This window comes from Paenisporosarcina quisquiliarum (assembly GCF_043641925.1).
GTDB lineage: Bacteria > Bacillota > Bacilli > Bacillales_A > Planococcaceae > Paenisporosarcina > Paenisporosarcina quisquiliarum_A.
In genome coordinates this window covers 34,019-49,461 of record NZ_JBHZRU010000009.1, presented here as the reverse complement: position 1 = coordinate 49,461, position 15,443 = coordinate 34,019, and the positions used below count along the sequence as shown (strand labels likewise).

The window sequence follows — 15,443 nt, the reverse complement described above, 5'->3', positions numbered from 1 at the left end:
AGTTATTAGAAAAGTCTGTATTTTTAGATAATAACTATTAAATGTCCTGAATATTTATTAATATTACCAATTATTTTTCCAATTCCCAAAAAAATGTTTCGACAAATTTCGCATTTTTTAAAACTGTGGATAACTTTATACACATATTTAGAGCTGCTAAATATACGGTTTGAGAAACTATACACAACTTAAACACAAGTTATCCACTGTAAACTGTGGATAACAGAACGGTTGTTCTTTGGAAATTATTTTGATAGATTAAATGTACATCCAAAATATCAATTAAAAATTCAAACTATAAATAAAACTATTCATCGGAGGTGCCTATTTAAAATGAGTAATCTTTCATCTGAATTACTAGTAGAGTCCTACTACAAAGCAAAAGAGTTAAAATTAAGCTCAGATTTCATCAGTCTACTAGAATCAGAGATTCGCAGACGATCATTAAAAGTTTAACTTTAATCACCATAACGGAAAAAGCACTCGGATTTGAACCGAGTGCTTTTTTTATTTATCCACAACATGTGGAGTTAACATGTTTATATATTTTTTACTTATATTTTCTGAAGTCATAAGTGTTAACAATGCACCATAATTCACTGAGAAGCTTACTTCATCGCCTACATGCAGATTTTCCTGCTTCGCATCCATAACTGTATGATCACTACTAGATCCGAGAATTTCAATATTTAATTTCGGTGTAAGCCCAGAAATCAACACATCTTGAAATCCAACACCAAGAATAATTCTTCTGATTTCTCCACGTTCTTCAAACTCAGGAGATATACCTAAAACATTTTGAGCAATTTCTCCATAAGGAACTGAAGGCTTCATTTTAGATTCAATTACTTCAGCTACAAAAGTAAATGCATCTGTAAATAAATTCGGTATTGCCTCACGATACAGCGTTTCTCTGCCTAAAAGAATCGATTCTCCAATTCTCAAGTTATTAATCCGATTCGTGTGTTCAGTCTCTATAAACCAACTGTAGTTCGCTGAGTTTCCCCCAGATACATAGGGCAAGGTAATATTAAACTCAGACTCTATTTGAGTAGCTAGTAAAGAAAGTTGATTCATCTTTTCATCCGTCGGTTTGACTCCGCCGAAACAAGCAAAATTAGCTCCAATGCCAACTAAACGTATTCCTCTAAGTTGTAAAACTTCTCGTACTACATCTACTGCGCTCTTAGGTAATATACCTTCTCTTAAATCACCCATTTCAATCATCAGAATGACCTTATGAAGGACATGATGTTTAAGTGCCATTTTCAGAAAGTTGTCTAATAATAACAAGTTCAGAATTCAAACTCACATCCACCGTTTGAATGACTTTTTCAATTTCGCTTAATGCAGGTGATCGCAATAAAACCAACTCTGCATGGATACCTTCATCGTGCATCCGCTTCAGATTCTTCACTTTAGAATCTCCAAGCATCTGCATCCCCTTCTCTACTAGAACCTTAGCAATTTCTGGACTCCCACATACACCTTTAGTAACACCCATTAATTCGATTCCTTTAGAACCGTATAATTTTAAAAGCATTTCAGCATTATGAGCAATTTTCGCTAGGTTTATTTCGATTCGAGGCAATTCAGTATGATTCAATTTACCAGAGCTTTCTTTTGACGATTAGCTAATTGAGGAAACGCTGCAAGAACGCTTTCAACAAGCTTGTCACTCCCGTGTTTTAATACATCAGTAGTTGGTAAATGAAGTTGATTTTCATAAGCTACAACGACATCTTCAATTTCTTGATCTGTCATATTTTCATGGTTGATTGTAATCGCTACGACTTTGGAATCCGAAAAATTTTCTATTAGTTGTATTTCACTTTTAACGGTAGGCATTGGCATAAAGTTAAAATCACCAAGCATTTTTCTCATTGGTGGATGTTGTACAATAACAGCTCCAGGTCTCGAACCTTTTAAGATCCCACTAGAACTAATATAGGAAGGATGACTTAACGCACCTTGACCTTCCACGATGATGATATCTGGATTTTCATCATCATATGCTTTCATTATTTCATTTTCAATTTCACCCGTAATATATTGTGAAGGAATAGCATCAATTGCTACGCCATACTTAGCTCCTTGAATGAGACCGGTTTGTCCAGTCGCAATAAATGCTACTTTCAAACCCTTAGCTTGTAGAGCCGCTTCAAGAATAACAGAAGTCGTTCTTTTTCCAACTGCACCATCTGTTCCTAATACAGCAACGATTGGTGTATCAATGTGTAGGATTCTCCCTGAAAAAAGATGTAAATCTTTTTTTAATGGAGGCATCCTTACATCTTCAATTCCAACTCCATAGTGAAGAGCAGCTTGAACAAATTGCTCATCATCTGTTAGAAACTCCTGAAGGGGATTTACAATGTTCATCCCTTGTTTCATCGCCTCTAAAATAACATTGCGTTCATATTCTTTCAAAAATGCATCGGCTGGTGCAATCCCATAAATAAATTGATTTGGAACGCTAGATAAATTTAGTAATGCATCTTCTATATTAGCGAACATAGGAATACCATTCTCTATTCCTTCAAGCACTGCTCCTGAATCCATGCCTGCCTTCGTACTATCAATCACACCAACGATTTGATATTTGCCTGAGCTTCGAATCAAACCGTTTGCTGTTTTCCCATCCATCGTTCCAAAATGATTCTCGCAGTATATTATTGCTGTCTTCTTCATTTAGTTTTCCTCCATTCATTTTTCATGAAAGAAAAATAAATATCACAAAAAAAATACCTAGACATTCTTGTAGAACACTAACAGCCTTAAGGCGAGATTCTAGAAGATGCAAGGTATTTCATGCGATATACAGTTAATTCCATTTATTCATTATAACATAGATTCTTGAATACTACCGATATAACGTACTTTTTCAGGATTGAGGGTATCTGCCCTTCCATCTAAAATAATTTCAACGTCGCGCAAAGTCTCTGTTAATGATACTTCTAACCCCTTTTGTTTTGTAAAAGCTTCTGCAACGAAAAAAGGCTGAGTAAAGTAAGATTCAAGTAATTCACCACGATTAAAAATCGTAATATCTTTCTCTTGAAGTCGCTCTTTCCCATGAACATTTACAAATGAAAGTAATTCTTTATAACGTCGGAGAAGTTGTTGAGCTCTTTGTCGTAAAGAGAAATGTTTTTGATCTAAATCGATCCCTTCAACAATAGAAGATGTAGATTGTAGAGGATGAACAGCAGGGTATAGATGTCTCGCTGCTAAATCAGCATCTAATTGCCACAAAGTTTCAAGAGGACCATATGGCATTTCTTCATCAACGACGTCTCCTGATATATCTACTAAAATCGTTGTAATTTCTCTCGTCACTTGATGAACAAGACGGTCTTGTAAATCTAACAAATCTCCTGAAATTAAATAACTCCTATCTGTGATAAATACAATCTCCGAGTCTAATTTAGTCATCTTATCGAGTGCTTCTTCACATGAATGGACCACGTAGTTAGCTAGCCCAGCTAATTCCTCCATATCACTCGAAGTTGCTTCAGGCATTAATAAAATCGTTTCATATGTAGATACTTTCAAACGTTGTAACAACTCAGCAAGAATAACTAATTGCCCCATACCTGGTCGAGCAACGATCCCTACTGTTCCTCCAGCAACCAATGGTGCAAAAAAATCTAACACTTTAATTTGGGTTGGTATCATGTTCAACTTCACCTCTCTTAAGATTAGTTCATCCACTGTGCAGTTGGCTAAAGTGGCTAAACCAACTAATGTTCGTACTTCCGCCTTACCAAGATCAATTTTTCCTGTACATAGATTCGAGACGGTGGCTGGTCGAATCCCAATTGATTTTGCTGCCACGGTTAAGTTCGGAACTTTTCTGCGTAATAATTCTGCATTTAATCGAATGTCTTTCAACATTTCTCAACTCCTAATTTCAACTAAAAATTGTGATGGTCCACGTTATTTAACCAAACTTGTACTTCCTCAAGTATAGTCGTTAAACTACCTTCTTCAAAAGGAGACATCAGATTGGCCCGTGCTAGCAAATCTTCAAACGATAAGCTGCCTCCACTCTCACACATACTGATAAAAGATTGAACTGGTGGTACGCCTTCTTTTTGTTGCTTCATCCACATCTGTAAGGAACAAAAATGTGCCAAGTCATAATCAATAAAATAAAAAGGGGTAGAGAAGATATGTCCGTATTCACAAAATCCCATGCCCCTTTCTAGAAACTCATTTTGATCGTAATCTTTTTCCGGCATATATTCCTGTTCTAGCTTTCGCCATTGTTGTTTCCGTTCTAGCGTTGTCGCTTTTGGATATTGATATAAAAAGTGTTCAAACTCATCAACCACAGACGCTATTGGCATATACATAATCCCTTGAGTTAGATGTTCATATTTATATCGAATTACTTCATCTCCGAAAAATTGTTCCATCCATGGCCAAACTAAGCGCTCCATTATAAATGAAAACAATTCTGCAGAATCAAACGGAATAATATATTCGTGAATTTGTTTCTCTCGAGTCATATAAAATTGGAATGCATGGCCCGCTTCATGAGCAAATACACGAACATCATTTGACGTCCCATTAAAGTTGCAATAAAGATAGGGTGCCACCTCTTGGCCAATGTAAGTCGCAAATGCACCACCAGTCTTCTCGGGTCTATTTTGAACATCCAGATGACCATTCCTCATGATTTCATTATAAAAAGTTGAAGTCTCCGGAGATAACTCATCAAATACATGAAGATATGTAGTCAAAATTTGTTGGTAACCCCCCACCGGTTTAGGTGCAGGTGTTTGAAAGTACACATGTTCATCGTAGTACTTTAATTTCTCAACTTGTAATCTCTCTTTTTGCTTATGACGCAGATCGTTAACTAATGGAACTCCTACTTCTTTAACTTGCTTACGGTATTTTTTGAAGTCACCTTGATTGAGATTTGTACGGTGCATGCGATGGTATCCCAATTCAATATACGATGGATATCCTAATTTTAAAGCCATTTGATGTCGAACTTTAACTAATTCATCTAAAATTCGATCAAACTCTTTCTCGTTTTTTTGAAAGAATAGATACTTAGATTCGAATGCCTCTTTTCTTGTATTGCGATCTGACGAAAAAATATAAGGAATTAGTGAAGAAAGTGATATGCTTTCTCCTCTAAAAACACTTTCTGCTTTTCTGAAAATTTGCTGGTATTCTAAAATCAATTTGTTTTCTTTCTCTATTTCTTCAGCTACCTCATTATTAAATGTTTTTATTTTTATTTCCGCTAACTTAAAAAGCTGCTCCCCCCACATTTTCTCCAAGTCGTCTCTATATGTCGCCGATAAAATTGTTTCATAATAGTCATTTACTAATGAAAGATACAATGATTCTGATTGTTGAATAGTTGTATATTCTTCTTCAGCATTTACATTATTCAAATCACTAAAATGGTTAAGCATTCGTAAGTTCTTAGTTCCCTCATATAGCAGGCGATGTTTGTTGAGTTCTTTAAAGAAATTGTTTTGTTCTTCAAACGTTTTTGCATTTTTAAACGCAATTAGTAATTCATTAAACGTATTTTTTAAAAAAATGGTGTCCATACGATATCCTCCCAGTATTTTTCTTTAATTACTTTATATCGTAATTTAAATTACTCTAAAGGTCAACTTCGATTTTTTCAAACTTTATTAAACGAAAAAAAGGACCCAAAAGGATCCTTCAAATAAATTTCTAATTAAACTAAGTTTTCTAATCTTCCCAGTAAATTATATGGACCTATTTCAATTGTTTCATAAGGAATGAAGTGTTCCGCATTCATTGAATCAAGCGTTCGCGATATCATATTAGGTCGCGTGATGTACTCCTCAATATTATCAGATGTCAATTTAATAAATGCAGCTTCCTTTATTTCTTCGGGTTGAATCTCAATTTCTCCACTTATGTATATAGCCTTAAATACAACAGACAACAATTGTTTTGTAACATTATAATAAACCCCAGTAATCCCGAGAGGTTTAATCAAGACTCCTGTTTCTTCAAAAACTTCCCTGATGACAGCTTGATCTAATGCTTCTCCTTCTTCAACTTGACCACCAGGACACTCCCAAGTATCTTTACGCCAATGTGTTTTAACCAATAATACTTTTCCTTGTTCATTGGTGATAAAGGCCGAAACTGCAATAATATGTTTTGGGTGTTGATGTGTCATTTTTAAATCCCCCATTTAAAAAACTTTATTTAGCACAATATACTATATAAGTACTTAACGTTTTCTCTAAAACCGATTCAACAAATTCGGTTTTACCTTCTGTATATTCTTCTCTTGTGTTAACCGTGGCTGCCAAGGATTTTTTAAGGACCTCATACTCTTTGGCTTCATCCGGATGTTGTCGCAAATAATCTCTAAATGCCAAATGCCTATTTAATTCTTTGCTATCTAATGAGCATACATAAAGATGGTGTGGAGGTTTATTTATATTTAATAACTCATTTCTATTTCTTTTAAAGACTTCTCGTCCTTCAATTCCTTGATTACCATGATAGATATAGCCCATTTTCTCTAATCTGGTACAAACTTTTGGGAATAAGCTAACATCATTGATAACAATATCTATGTCCAAAATTGGTTTGGCAGAAAGCCCTTCGATTGACGTGCTTCCAACATGTTCAACCGAAATGATCAGACTGTCCAGTTCATTGATAAATTCACTTTTTAATTCATTAAATTGTTGTGCCCATATTTCATTATGTGGCTGTATTTCAACGATATTAGTCATACTTTTAAACCTCCGGTGTGACAAAATTCATGTTTTGCTTATATTTCCCATACTATCATTTTACTCATATTTATCACATATAAAATGGCATACATTATTCGCATGAATTAACTCATGATAAGGAGGATTCGAAATTTGAAAGGAGAGTTTTCATGAAAAAAGATTATCAAAATGGAGTCAATAATAAGACGGTTTCATTTACTGATTTCACATTACGTTCTAGAAAAAGAACTCCTTCACAAAGAGAAGAAATTTCTATGGAATTAGCTGAGTTAGGAAATTTAAATCCAAAGCATGAGCCTATGACGCAAAACCAACGTAAGAAACGAGAACAATGATAAACTCTCCCCTATTTTGAATCACAAAAAAGACACCTTCCATTGCGGAAGGTGTCTTTCCAAAATAACCAATGATTAAATTTTTACATCAATTTCAGCATCAGCTTTTATTTCTTCTACATGTGCAGCGAACTTTTCTTGTTGTTGTTGCTGTTCTAAGACTCCTTTGATTTCTTTACTTGCTTCTTCAAGAGGAGGTAGTTCTTGACCCGCTTCTTTAGATTGAGCTGCTGCTTGATCGTAATAAGCTTGAATTTCTTCATCAGTTACTTCAGCCGCAGGTACTACTTTGTCTTGATATTTTTCAAAAACGATGGATTGGGCGATTTGTTCTTTTAATTTTCCTAATTCCATGTTTTGTTCTTTAAGTGCTTTAGTCATGGCTTCTTCTCCACCAAATTGCTCTTCAAATGTAGCATAACGCTCTTCAACTTCTTTTTCAGAAGCTGTTATTTTAGCTTCTTCTGCTTTTTGAAGAATCAACGTTTGATTCACAAGGGAATCTATCGTTTGCGTCTTTAATTGCTCTGCTGCTTCTTTGCTATTTGGATCTTGACCCATTTGTTGCATTTGACCTTGAATCGAAGCCAATGCTTCGTTATATTGTTCACCAGTAAGTTCTTCTTTATTAACAATCGCTACGATTTCTTTTTCATCAACTTGCTGTTTAGCTAAGTTGTCTTCCATTTCTTTTGCTGCAGCTTTTGCATCCTGTTCAGATGGGGCTTTTGTTTCTTCTTGCGCTACTTCTTCTTTAGGTGATTCTTCTTTAGCTGATTTATCTTCTTCACTACAAGCTGTTAATCCAAGTGCCAGAGCACCTGCAGCTAAAGGAAGTAAGTATTTTTTATAATTCATGGATGAAAATCTCCTTTCAAATCTAACGCATGTATTTAATGCCTAGCCTGCATCTTAACGAAATTATGATAAGAATTAAACCAATAAGCCCTTATGTCATTGAATTGACATGTTCCTGTTATCTTATTATCGACATATTTACTTTCTCATTTTTTGCAAATACATGAGGGAATTTATACATAAAATGAACGACCTTAGGTTGAAAGGACGATTCATTTTGAAACCTACTATTGGCGTATCAACAAATTTAAAGGATCACGTGTTATCTGTTTCAACAGACTATCTTGATGGTATTACTTCGTTTGGCGGTTTACCAATTGTGTTGCCCAATCTAAACGATGAGGATGTTCAGTCTATCGCACTTTTATTGGATGGATTACTTTTAACTGGTGGCGGTGATGTCGACCCCACTTTATTTTTCGAAGAACCTATTCCACATCTTGGCAATGTCTCTCCAGAAAGAGACACCTTTGAAATAGCCCTAACTCAAAAAATGTTAAAACTCAATAAACCCATTTTAGGAATTTGCAGAGGAATTCAAATTCTTAACATTGCGGCAGGAGGAAATATCTATCAAGATATTTATTCTCAATTTGATAAACCACTTTTGCAACATACGCAATTGGCTCCTCGCCATCACGCTTCGCATTTTATTCAAATAGAAAAAGCAACTAAGCTTTATGGTATTTTACAAAGCGATTTGGTAAAAGTGAATAGTTTTCACCATCAAGCAGTTAAAAAAATCCCTAAAGCTTTTGAAATTTGCGCAATTGCAAATGATGGTTTAATTGAAGCGATTGAGAGCAAAGAACATGATTTTGTTTTAGGTATTCAATGGCATCCTGAAGGCATGTTCAAAAAGAATGATTCATCGTCCGTTTCCATATTTCAAGCTTTTATTAAAGCTTGTCAAAAAAAAGAATAGCCAATTTCATAATTCATTCATGAAAATATCTTTCCTGGGAAAACTACAAGACATCACGACCTTTGGAGGGATACGAATTGAATCGATGGCTTCGATTAACTACACTTAGTGCCTGTTTCTTACTACTTTCCTCTGGTGCATATGCGAATGAACAGCAACCCACGAGAGAACAAGTGTTGGAAAAGCGAATGGCCTATTATATAAATTACTCGAGCGACATTTTGCCATGGTATTATTTAGCCGCAATTGATCAGTATGAACGGAATATCCAAGAAGTACGGAGAGATCTACCAAAGCGAGACGGAATTGTCGCCATGCAATTTTCAGATGACTACTGGGTAGGTCCACTTAATCCACAACGAGATGATAATTACTCACTGTCCATCACATTTTTTAATGGGAATGGTGTGGACGCTAATGGTGATGGGCTAGCAGACCGGAAGAATGATGACGATGTGATGGGGACGCTTGTCGAGTTATTGAATGTACAAGGACATAGCGAAAAGGACTTTAAAAAAGCCGTTAAGAACTACTATCAGAATGATTTGGCTGTTAATCAAATCTTGACAACAGCGAAGATTTATCAGCATTTTGAAACAATCAATTTAGATCAGCATGCATTCCCGCTTCCACTTAGACAAGATTATAGCTATCGAAGTACATGGGGAGATCGTCGTGGATGGGGTGGCAGAAGAATTCATGAAGGTACAGACTTGTTTGCTTCCTATGGAATGCCTGTTAAATCCACCACATATGGCATGATTGAAACAATGGGTTGGAACGAATATGGTGGATGGCGGGTTGGCATACGAGATGTAAATAATACCTATCATTATTACGCTCATTTATCGAGCTTTAACAAAAAAGTCAAACAAGGCGATATTATTGAACCGGGTACGATTATAGGATATGTAGGCAGTTCAGGGTACGGGAAAAAATGGACTTCAGGCCGCTTCCCTCCGCATCTGCATTACGGTATGTATAAATTTAATGGCCGTACAGAATGGGCTTACGATCCCTTCCCTGCATTAAGAAGATGGGAACAAGAAGAACGTAAAAGAGGCAGTTAAAATGAAAAAATAAAACCTCCCAGTACCTAAAAAGGAACTGGGAGGTTAATTCATGTGATCAATTTTTAATTTTCTTCATTCGTTCGTTCAGCATGTCAAAAACAGAGTTCAATTGGTCCTCAGTAATGCTTTCATACTGATCACCAAGACTTACTTCAAAGTTACAAGAGTGATCACTTGTTTCTCTTACATAACCTGAGATACCCACATTAGAAGTCTCCATAATTTCTTTTAAGATATGCTCCATCTCTTCTTTTGAAGCATCAAAATGTACATGAAACATGTTTGAAACAGGTACTGCAGGGATAGTTGTCACCGCATGACATGAATTAAATCGGTTAGCCAAATCTTTAGCATCACGGTAATATTGGTCCATTTTGTCTACACGTTGATCAAAATAAGTATCCGCCGAAATGATATACGGATAGAGACTGATTAAATTCCCACCATATCGTTGCTTCCACACCATCGATTCCTGTGTGAAATCATTGTCACCTGCAAGCACCGCCCCTGCGATACCTCCGATTCCTTTATAAACAGAGATGTAGACACTGTCAAACAAACCACAAACTTCAGCAGCTGATTTCTGGTAATACGGAAGAATTTCCAGTAAACGTGCACCATCTAAATGCAACTGAATCCTTTTTTCACGACAATACTTCGATATTTCTACTAGCGTTTCAAAGTCAGGTAATTGCCCTCCAATTTCTCGTTGAGGTAATTCCAGCAACAAACACGCGATGTTTTCTTCCATATTCATTACGTCTTCTAAGGTAATCACTCTGGTCTTATCTGCTAACAAAACAGTCTCAATGTGATGCAATTCTTTTAAGCCATCTGCTTCATGAATCTCTAAATGACATAGAGGATGATAAGCGACTTTCTTCACATTTTTCCGGTCACACCAAATGCGTAAAGCGATTTGTTGAGCCATCGTACCACTCGGGAAAAATACGGCAGATTCCTTACCTAAAAAAGCAGCCATTTTGTTCTGGAAATCCTCAATAATTTTCCCGCTTCCGTAAATGTCACTCTCTAAATCTCCATCAACTTGGTGAAATGCTTCTTTAAGGACTTTCACATTTCGCTTACCATGTCCGGCCAATTGAATGTTGGACTCTTTAAAAGCTTTGAATAATGCTTTACTACTACTCATTGTGTGATCGCCCCTCTATACACCCATTTGCTTACTAGATTAAATATATAGCAGTTTGATTATTTTATAAACATCTTCATTGTTGTAGTCAAAATCGCTTTTTTATTTAATAACGGCTGGGAGCTCTTCACAAATAACCCGGTATAAACGAGAAATATACCAATCATTAGGATGACTCCGATATAAACCGACATCATCGTAGGTATTAAGAATGCACCAATTATGATTGTAGATCTTGCGATTAAGTCAGCTCCTGAAAATGACAGATTTGAAAATGCAGAATATGACCCTCTCTTATCAGTTGGCATCATGTTGGCCTGCTCAGCATTTCGAATCGGCGAATAAATTAACTCACCCATCGTCGCGATAAAACCAAAGATAATGAGCAGATACCACGAATTTGCAGAAGTAATCGTTACATAACCGATTCCATAAATAATAAGTCCAACTAACATCATTTTTTGCTTATTAAAACGATCTGTAAATTTGGTAATAAAAAAGGTTAAACAAACAACGAGTAACATATTTTCGATATTTAAAATACTCAACATACGAACTCCACCAATGTCAAAATCACCAATATTGACGGTCTTAAAAGTTTCTGCCAATCGAACACCAATATAACTATTTAAAGAAAATTCCGCTGCAAAAATGAACATCGATCCAACAACAACTTTAACGAATGGTCGATCTTGAAAAGCAACTTTATAATTTTGAATTAAATCGATAAATACGTTTTGATGTTGCTTTTCTAAACGATTTGTATGTTCATCAATAAGCCAGATTTTATAAGAGATTGGAAGAATCGCAGAAGTAACACTCAGCAAAACAAATAACTCAATTTGGTGATTTACATACAGCAAGCCACCTAATGCAGCACCAATTGCCATCGACAAATTGATCATCCAATAATCAATCGCATATACTGCCTTTCGATTTTCAGGCGTAGTGGAATCGATAATAATGGCATGCATCGCTGGTCTGCCTAGACTACTTGTAATGACAAACCCTACATACGCAATGGCAAATAACCAAATAACATTATTTACAGGAATTAAACTAATCGTCATCAGTAAAAACATCACTGCACTTAACGAAGAGGTAGATAATAAAACCTTCTTTCGTGGAAATCGATCGGATATATATCCGCCAATTAAATTAATAAAAAAACTTATGATGACAGTAAATACTAAAAAAATTCCAGCCCACACCTTACTCATTTCTAGAGCAAAGAACAATGCCATAAATGGCATAACTGCTGACGATACTGCGCGGTTAAAAAAAGAAGTGATTAAACGAACTTTAATATTTTGTGGATAGTCTTTCCAATTCATGTTGCATACCTCCTCTGTCTTTTGTATATTAAACTAGACTCAAGTTCCTAAAAATAGACAATTAGTATAAAAATGTCCACTTATGCAAGAGGAGGTTAAGATGGATCATTATCTTTTAACATTATGGAATGCTGTTGACTCTGGTGAAATTAAACAAAAGGAAATTGCGGAGATTCTTCAATTAAGTTCTAAACAAACAACTCGTTATATCCAAAAATGGGTTACGCAAGGCTGGCTAACCTTTACATCTGGTAAAGGTCGCGGAAATGTATCGAAACTACAATGGATGAAGGATGTAGAAGAAGTATTTGAAGAACAGCTAATGAAGTTGATTGAAATTGAACCCATTGAAATGAGTAGTAAATATCTTTTATTCGATTGGTCTAAAGATAGTAAACTTCGTTTAATGAATAAATTCAGTTCAAGACTAGGTTACGTTCAAAGTGCAAATGAAATAGACAAGCTCATTATTCCAAGACGTTATCCGTTACTCACCATGCATCCTTTAAAGGCTGCGGAAGTACATAGCGCAAATATGGTGGCGAATGTTTTTAATCGATTAGTCACAGTCGATAATCAAGGCGTTATCTATCCAGAGCTAGCTCACAGTTGGGATGAATCCAAAACAAAGCTAAGACTTTACTTAAAAAAAGATGTTAAATTTCATGATGGTTCGATTTTATTAGCCGAAGATGTTGTTGATTGTTTAGAAAAGCTTCGCAAGGACGCTCATTTTAAGGAGCTGTGGCAACCTATTCAAAAAATTAAGGTTATTGCTCCATTAGTAATAGATATTTGTTTTCCGGATGGTTGTAGCTATGTTCTACAAATGATTGGGACGTTAAATGCGAGTATTTACAAAGAAAGTAAAGACCAGCTTTTAGGAACAGGCGCATTTTACGCTGAAAATAGCCATGATTTAAAAACGACTTTATTTGCATTTAAAGATTATTTTCAAGAAAGACCATTACTTGATGAAGTAGAATTTGTGCAAGTACCTAAAGATTTCGACATCGTATACCGTTCTTCAACAAAAGAGGATGTAAAAGATACATTTGAAGTTGAAAGCGATTCAGGGTTTGGTGTCGTCATTATGAATACTTTCCGCAACACTGACATTCAACGAAAAGAAGTAAGAGATTACATCCACTATGTGATTTCAAAGCACCGTCATGATATTGGTCGGGTATCTTCTCGAGCATTACCAAACCAAAAAAGCTGTCTGTTTGGACAGGACCAACACTATGTTGTTCCTCAAGTAGAACGTCCTAAATTTACTGGAACACTTATTATGAAACTCGTCGGTTACACAGAAAACACAACTCAATGGCTAAAAGAAACATTTGAGTCTGAAGGGATCCCCGTTGAAATAAAATGGATATCATTCGAAGATACCATAACCAATAGCGAAAATAACCAACAAGTGGATTTGTTCATTCATGGCGAAGTTTTCGAGTTGAATCAAAACTTTTCTTTTTACCACTTTTTAAAAAATGGTTACTCACCGTTAGCGAAAATAATAAAAACAAATAACACATTGACTAATTACATGAATGAATATGCCCGCACACCATTCCATGAATGGACTGCTTTAAATTTGAAGGTTGAAAGAGCCTTACTAGAATCATCAATTATGATTCCGCTTTATTATGAAAAACGTCAAATCCCATTCTCAGCAGATTTAATGAACATTACGATTAAGCACTTCGGCTACGTAGACTTTTCTAAATTGTGGGTACGTCCGGGAATCAAGTGAATTTGAATCCTTCTTTCTTTCAATAAAAACCATTTCTATATAGAATACATTCCTTCTGTATGCTATCTTTATAAAGTTCCATGGTACAAGGAGGAATTGAACTGAAACTTGAAATTGTCTCACTATATTTAATCTATTTTTCGTTACTAGCTGTCATAATTTACGCATTTTATTTAAATAAAAAGTCTTCTAAAGAGTTTACACCCAATAAGATTGAAGAGTTTAATGATCGTATGCTTCAAACATTTTTGATGACACATGGGGGAAATCATATTTCTCACCTTATATTTTTAAAAGACAAACAGCTCTTCTGGTCAAAAGACAGAAAAGTGCTGATTGCTTATAAAATAAATTTTCATCGAGCGATTGTATTAGGAGACCCAATTGGAGAAAGTTCATCATTCCAAGAGGCAATCAATGAATTTTATAAGGATTGTATGAGAAAAGGCTTGAAGCCTCTTTTCTATCAAATAAGTCCTTCACATATGCATCTATACCGAGAGACTGGCTATCGATTAATGAAACTGGGTGAAGAAGGAAAGGTTACCCTCCCTACTTTTACTCTTGAAGGCAAACAAGGTGCGAAATTAAGAACAACATCCAATAAATTTTCTCGACTCGGATATACATTTCGTGTAGCAACGCCTCCCTATTCAGATGCGTTTCTTGAAGACCTATCAGTCGTTTCGAACGCATGGCTAGGTACTCAAAAAGAAAAAAGTTTTTCCGTTGTATCGTTTAGCAAGGAATATATAGAACGCTTTCCTGTTGCACTGCTTTATGATTCAAATGGACAAACAGTGGCATTTGTAACGTTAGCTTCTAATTATCGCAAGACCTTAATTATTGACCTCATGCGAAAAATCCCAAATTCCGAAAACGGGGCGATGGATTTCTTATTTATTGAGATCATGAGGTGGGCAAAGAATCATAATTACCAAAGCTGTAGTTTAGGTATGGCTCCTTTAGCGAATGTAGGAAACTCAAAAGATTCTTTATTTAGTGAGAAGATGATTCACTTATTGTCTTCATACGGAAAGTCGTCTTACAATATTAAAGGATTGAAAGAATTCAAGAGTAAATTTGCCAGTGTGTGGGAACCAAAGTACTTGGCGTATAAAGAGTCTTTCCTTCCTATTGCACTAATACAGATCTATTTAGTCATTCATAAATCACCCGTACCTCAACCTATCTTTGTAAATAAAATTAAACTTCTCTTAAAAAGAGCTGGATAAAGCAAAAGGCATCTTA

The 15,443-nt window shown here is 35.5% G+C and carries 16 protein-coding genes; 6 read left to right on the top strand and 10 right to left on the bottom strand.

The annotated features are described in order from the left end of the window. Positions 1-333 precede the first annotated feature (333 nt). Entirely contained in the window at positions 334-456 is a 123-nt protein-coding gene (gene sda / locus ACHUE4_RS08380; protein ID WP_394188921.1) for a sporulation histidine kinase inhibitor Sda, read from the top strand. A 51-nt stretch (positions 457-507) separates the two neighbouring features. Here the strand turns inward: sda and ACHUE4_RS08375 are convergent, their stop codons facing one another. From ACHUE4_RS08375 to ACHUE4_RS08345, 7 genes are all read right to left on the bottom strand, one after another. Next, positions 508-1,227, bottom strand: coding sequence for an alanine racemase (locus ACHUE4_RS08375; RefSeq protein WP_394188920.1), 720 nt, complete (start codon positions 1,225-1,227; stop codon positions 508-510). Positions 1,228-1,255: 28 nt separating this feature from the next. After that, the gene (locus ACHUE4_RS08370) at positions 1,256-1,606 is read right to left on the bottom strand and encodes an alanine racemase (protein WP_394188919.1); all 351 of its coding nucleotides are present in this window, start codon (positions 1,604-1,606) and stop codon (positions 1,256-1,258) included. After that, on the bottom strand, positions 1,603-2,691 hold the full coding sequence (locus ACHUE4_RS08365) for a DUF1611 domain-containing protein (RefSeq protein WP_394188918.1): 1,089 nt from the start codon (positions 2,689-2,691) through the stop codon (positions 1,603-1,605). Before ACHUE4_RS08365 ends, ACHUE4_RS08370 begins: the two co-directional genes overlap by 4 nt. A 150-nt stretch (positions 2,692-2,841) precedes the next feature. Beyond that, positions 2,842-3,894 (bottom strand): ATP synthase beta subunit C-terminal domain-containing protein, encoded by a 1,053-nt coding sequence (locus ACHUE4_RS08360; RefSeq protein WP_394189094.1) that lies wholly within the window; start codon positions 3,892-3,894, stop codon positions 2,842-2,844. 23 nt (positions 3,895-3,917) lie between these two features. After that, positions 3,918-5,579, bottom strand: coding sequence for a M3 family oligoendopeptidase (locus tag ACHUE4_RS08355; RefSeq protein WP_394188917.1), 1,662 nt, complete (start codon positions 5,577-5,579; stop codon positions 3,918-3,920). A gap of 134 nt (positions 5,580-5,713) precedes the next feature. Next, positions 5,714-6,187 carry an NUDIX hydrolase gene (locus ACHUE4_RS08350; RefSeq protein ID WP_394188916.1) on the bottom strand — a complete coding sequence of 158 codons (474 nt, stop codon included), beginning with the start codon at positions 6,185-6,187 and terminating at the stop codon, positions 5,714-5,716. A gap of 25 nt (positions 6,188-6,212) precedes the next feature. After that, positions 6,213-6,755: a GrpB family protein gene (locus ACHUE4_RS08345; protein ID WP_394188915.1), complete on the bottom strand. Its 543-nt coding sequence runs from the start codon at positions 6,753-6,755 to the stop codon at positions 6,213-6,215. 152 nt (positions 6,756-6,907) lie between these two features. Between ACHUE4_RS08345 and ACHUE4_RS08340 the strand changes: the two genes are divergently transcribed. Continuing rightward, positions 6,908-7,093, top strand: a complete 186-nt coding sequence (locus ACHUE4_RS08340; RefSeq protein WP_394188914.1) for a hypothetical protein — start codon at positions 6,908-6,910, stop codon at positions 7,091-7,093. 75 nt (positions 7,094-7,168) lie between these two features. Here ACHUE4_RS08340 and ACHUE4_RS08335 read toward each other — a convergent pair whose 3' ends face one another. Then, the gene (locus tag ACHUE4_RS08335; protein ID WP_394188913.1) at positions 7,169-7,951 is read right to left on the bottom strand and encodes a SurA N-terminal domain-containing protein; all 783 of its coding nucleotides are present in this window, start codon (positions 7,949-7,951) and stop codon (positions 7,169-7,171) included. A 217-nt stretch (positions 7,952-8,168) separates the two neighbouring features. On the opposite strand from ACHUE4_RS08335, the gene ACHUE4_RS08330 reads away from it, so the two are divergent. Both ACHUE4_RS08330 and ACHUE4_RS08325 read left to right on the top strand, forming a co-directional pair. Continuing rightward, positions 8,169-8,876, top strand: a complete 708-nt coding sequence (locus ACHUE4_RS08330) for a gamma-glutamyl-gamma-aminobutyrate hydrolase family protein (protein ID WP_394188912.1) — start codon at positions 8,169-8,171, stop codon at positions 8,874-8,876. A 77-nt stretch (positions 8,877-8,953) separates the two neighbouring features. Then, complete coding sequence (locus tag ACHUE4_RS08325; RefSeq protein WP_394188911.1) at positions 8,954-9,946, top strand: M23 family metallopeptidase; 993 nt, start codon at positions 8,954-8,956, stop codon at positions 9,944-9,946. Between the two features lie 58 nt (positions 9,947-10,004). Here the strand turns inward: ACHUE4_RS08325 and ACHUE4_RS08320 are convergent, their stop codons facing one another. Further along, complete coding sequence (locus ACHUE4_RS08320; RefSeq protein WP_394188910.1) at positions 10,005-11,102, bottom strand: threonine aldolase family protein; 1,098 nt, start codon at positions 11,100-11,102, stop codon at positions 10,005-10,007. A gap of 59 nt (positions 11,103-11,161) precedes the next feature. After that, positions 11,162-12,436 (bottom strand): MDR family MFS transporter, encoded by a 1,275-nt coding sequence (locus tag ACHUE4_RS08315; RefSeq protein WP_394188909.1) that lies wholly within the window; start codon positions 12,434-12,436, stop codon positions 11,162-11,164. Positions 12,437-12,536: 100 nt separating this feature from the next. Here ACHUE4_RS08315 and ACHUE4_RS08310 point away from each other — a divergent pair, with 100 nt between their 5' ends. Beyond that, complete coding sequence (locus ACHUE4_RS08310) at positions 12,537-14,192, top strand: ABC transporter substrate-binding protein (protein WP_394188908.1); 1,656 nt, start codon at positions 12,537-12,539, stop codon at positions 14,190-14,192. Positions 14,193-14,272: 80 nt separating this feature from the next. Further along, positions 14,273-15,427 carry a phosphatidylglycerol lysyltransferase domain-containing protein gene (locus ACHUE4_RS08305; RefSeq protein ID WP_394188907.1) on the top strand — a complete coding sequence of 385 codons (1,155 nt, stop codon included), beginning with the start codon at positions 14,273-14,275 and terminating at the stop codon, positions 15,425-15,427. Positions 15,428-15,443: the final 16 nt, after the last annotated feature.

What these genes read in the sequence shown, in the direction of transcription:
- sda (WP_394188921.1), top strand. Translation starts at nt 334, where the DNA reads ATGAGTAATCTTTCATCTGAATTACTAGTAGAGTCCTACTACAAAGCA.
- ACHUE4_RS08375 (WP_394188920.1), bottom strand. Translation starts at nt 1,227, where the DNA reads ATGATTGAAATGGGTGATTTAAGAGAAGGTATATTACCTAAGAGCGCA.
- ACHUE4_RS08365 (WP_394188918.1), bottom strand. Translation starts at nt 2,691, where the DNA reads ATGAAGAAGACAGCAATAATATACTGCGAGAATCATTTTGGAACGATG.
- ACHUE4_RS08355 (WP_394188917.1), bottom strand. Translation starts at nt 5,579, where the DNA reads ATGGACACCATTTTTTTAAAAAATACGTTTAATGAATTACTAATTGCG.
- ACHUE4_RS08350 (WP_394188916.1), bottom strand. Translation starts at nt 6,187, where the DNA reads ATGACACATCAACACCCAAAACATATTATTGCAGTTTCGGCCTTTATC.
- ACHUE4_RS08345 (WP_394188915.1), bottom strand. Translation starts at nt 6,755, where the DNA reads ATGACTAATATCGTTGAAATACAGCCACATAATGAAATATGGGCACAA.
- ACHUE4_RS08340 (WP_394188914.1), top strand. Translation starts at nt 6,908, where the DNA reads ATGAAAAAAGATTATCAAAATGGAGTCAATAATAAGACGGTTTCATTT.
- ACHUE4_RS08335 (WP_394188913.1), bottom strand. Translation starts at nt 7,951, where the DNA reads ATGAATTATAAAAAATACTTACTTCCTTTAGCTGCAGGTGCTCTGGCA.
- ACHUE4_RS08320 (WP_394188910.1), bottom strand. Translation starts at nt 11,102, where the DNA reads ATGAGTAGTAGTAAAGCATTATTCAAAGCTTTTAAAGAGTCCAACATT.
- ACHUE4_RS08315 (WP_394188909.1), bottom strand. Translation starts at nt 12,436, where the DNA reads ATGAATTGGAAAGACTATCCACAAAATATTAAAGTTCGTTTAATCACT.
- ACHUE4_RS08310 (WP_394188908.1), top strand. Translation starts at nt 12,537, where the DNA reads ATGGATCATTATCTTTTAACATTATGGAATGCTGTTGACTCTGGTGAA.
- ACHUE4_RS08305 (WP_394188907.1), top strand. Translation starts at nt 14,273, where the DNA reads ATGGTACAAGGAGGAATTGAACTGAAACTTGAAATTGTCTCACTATAT.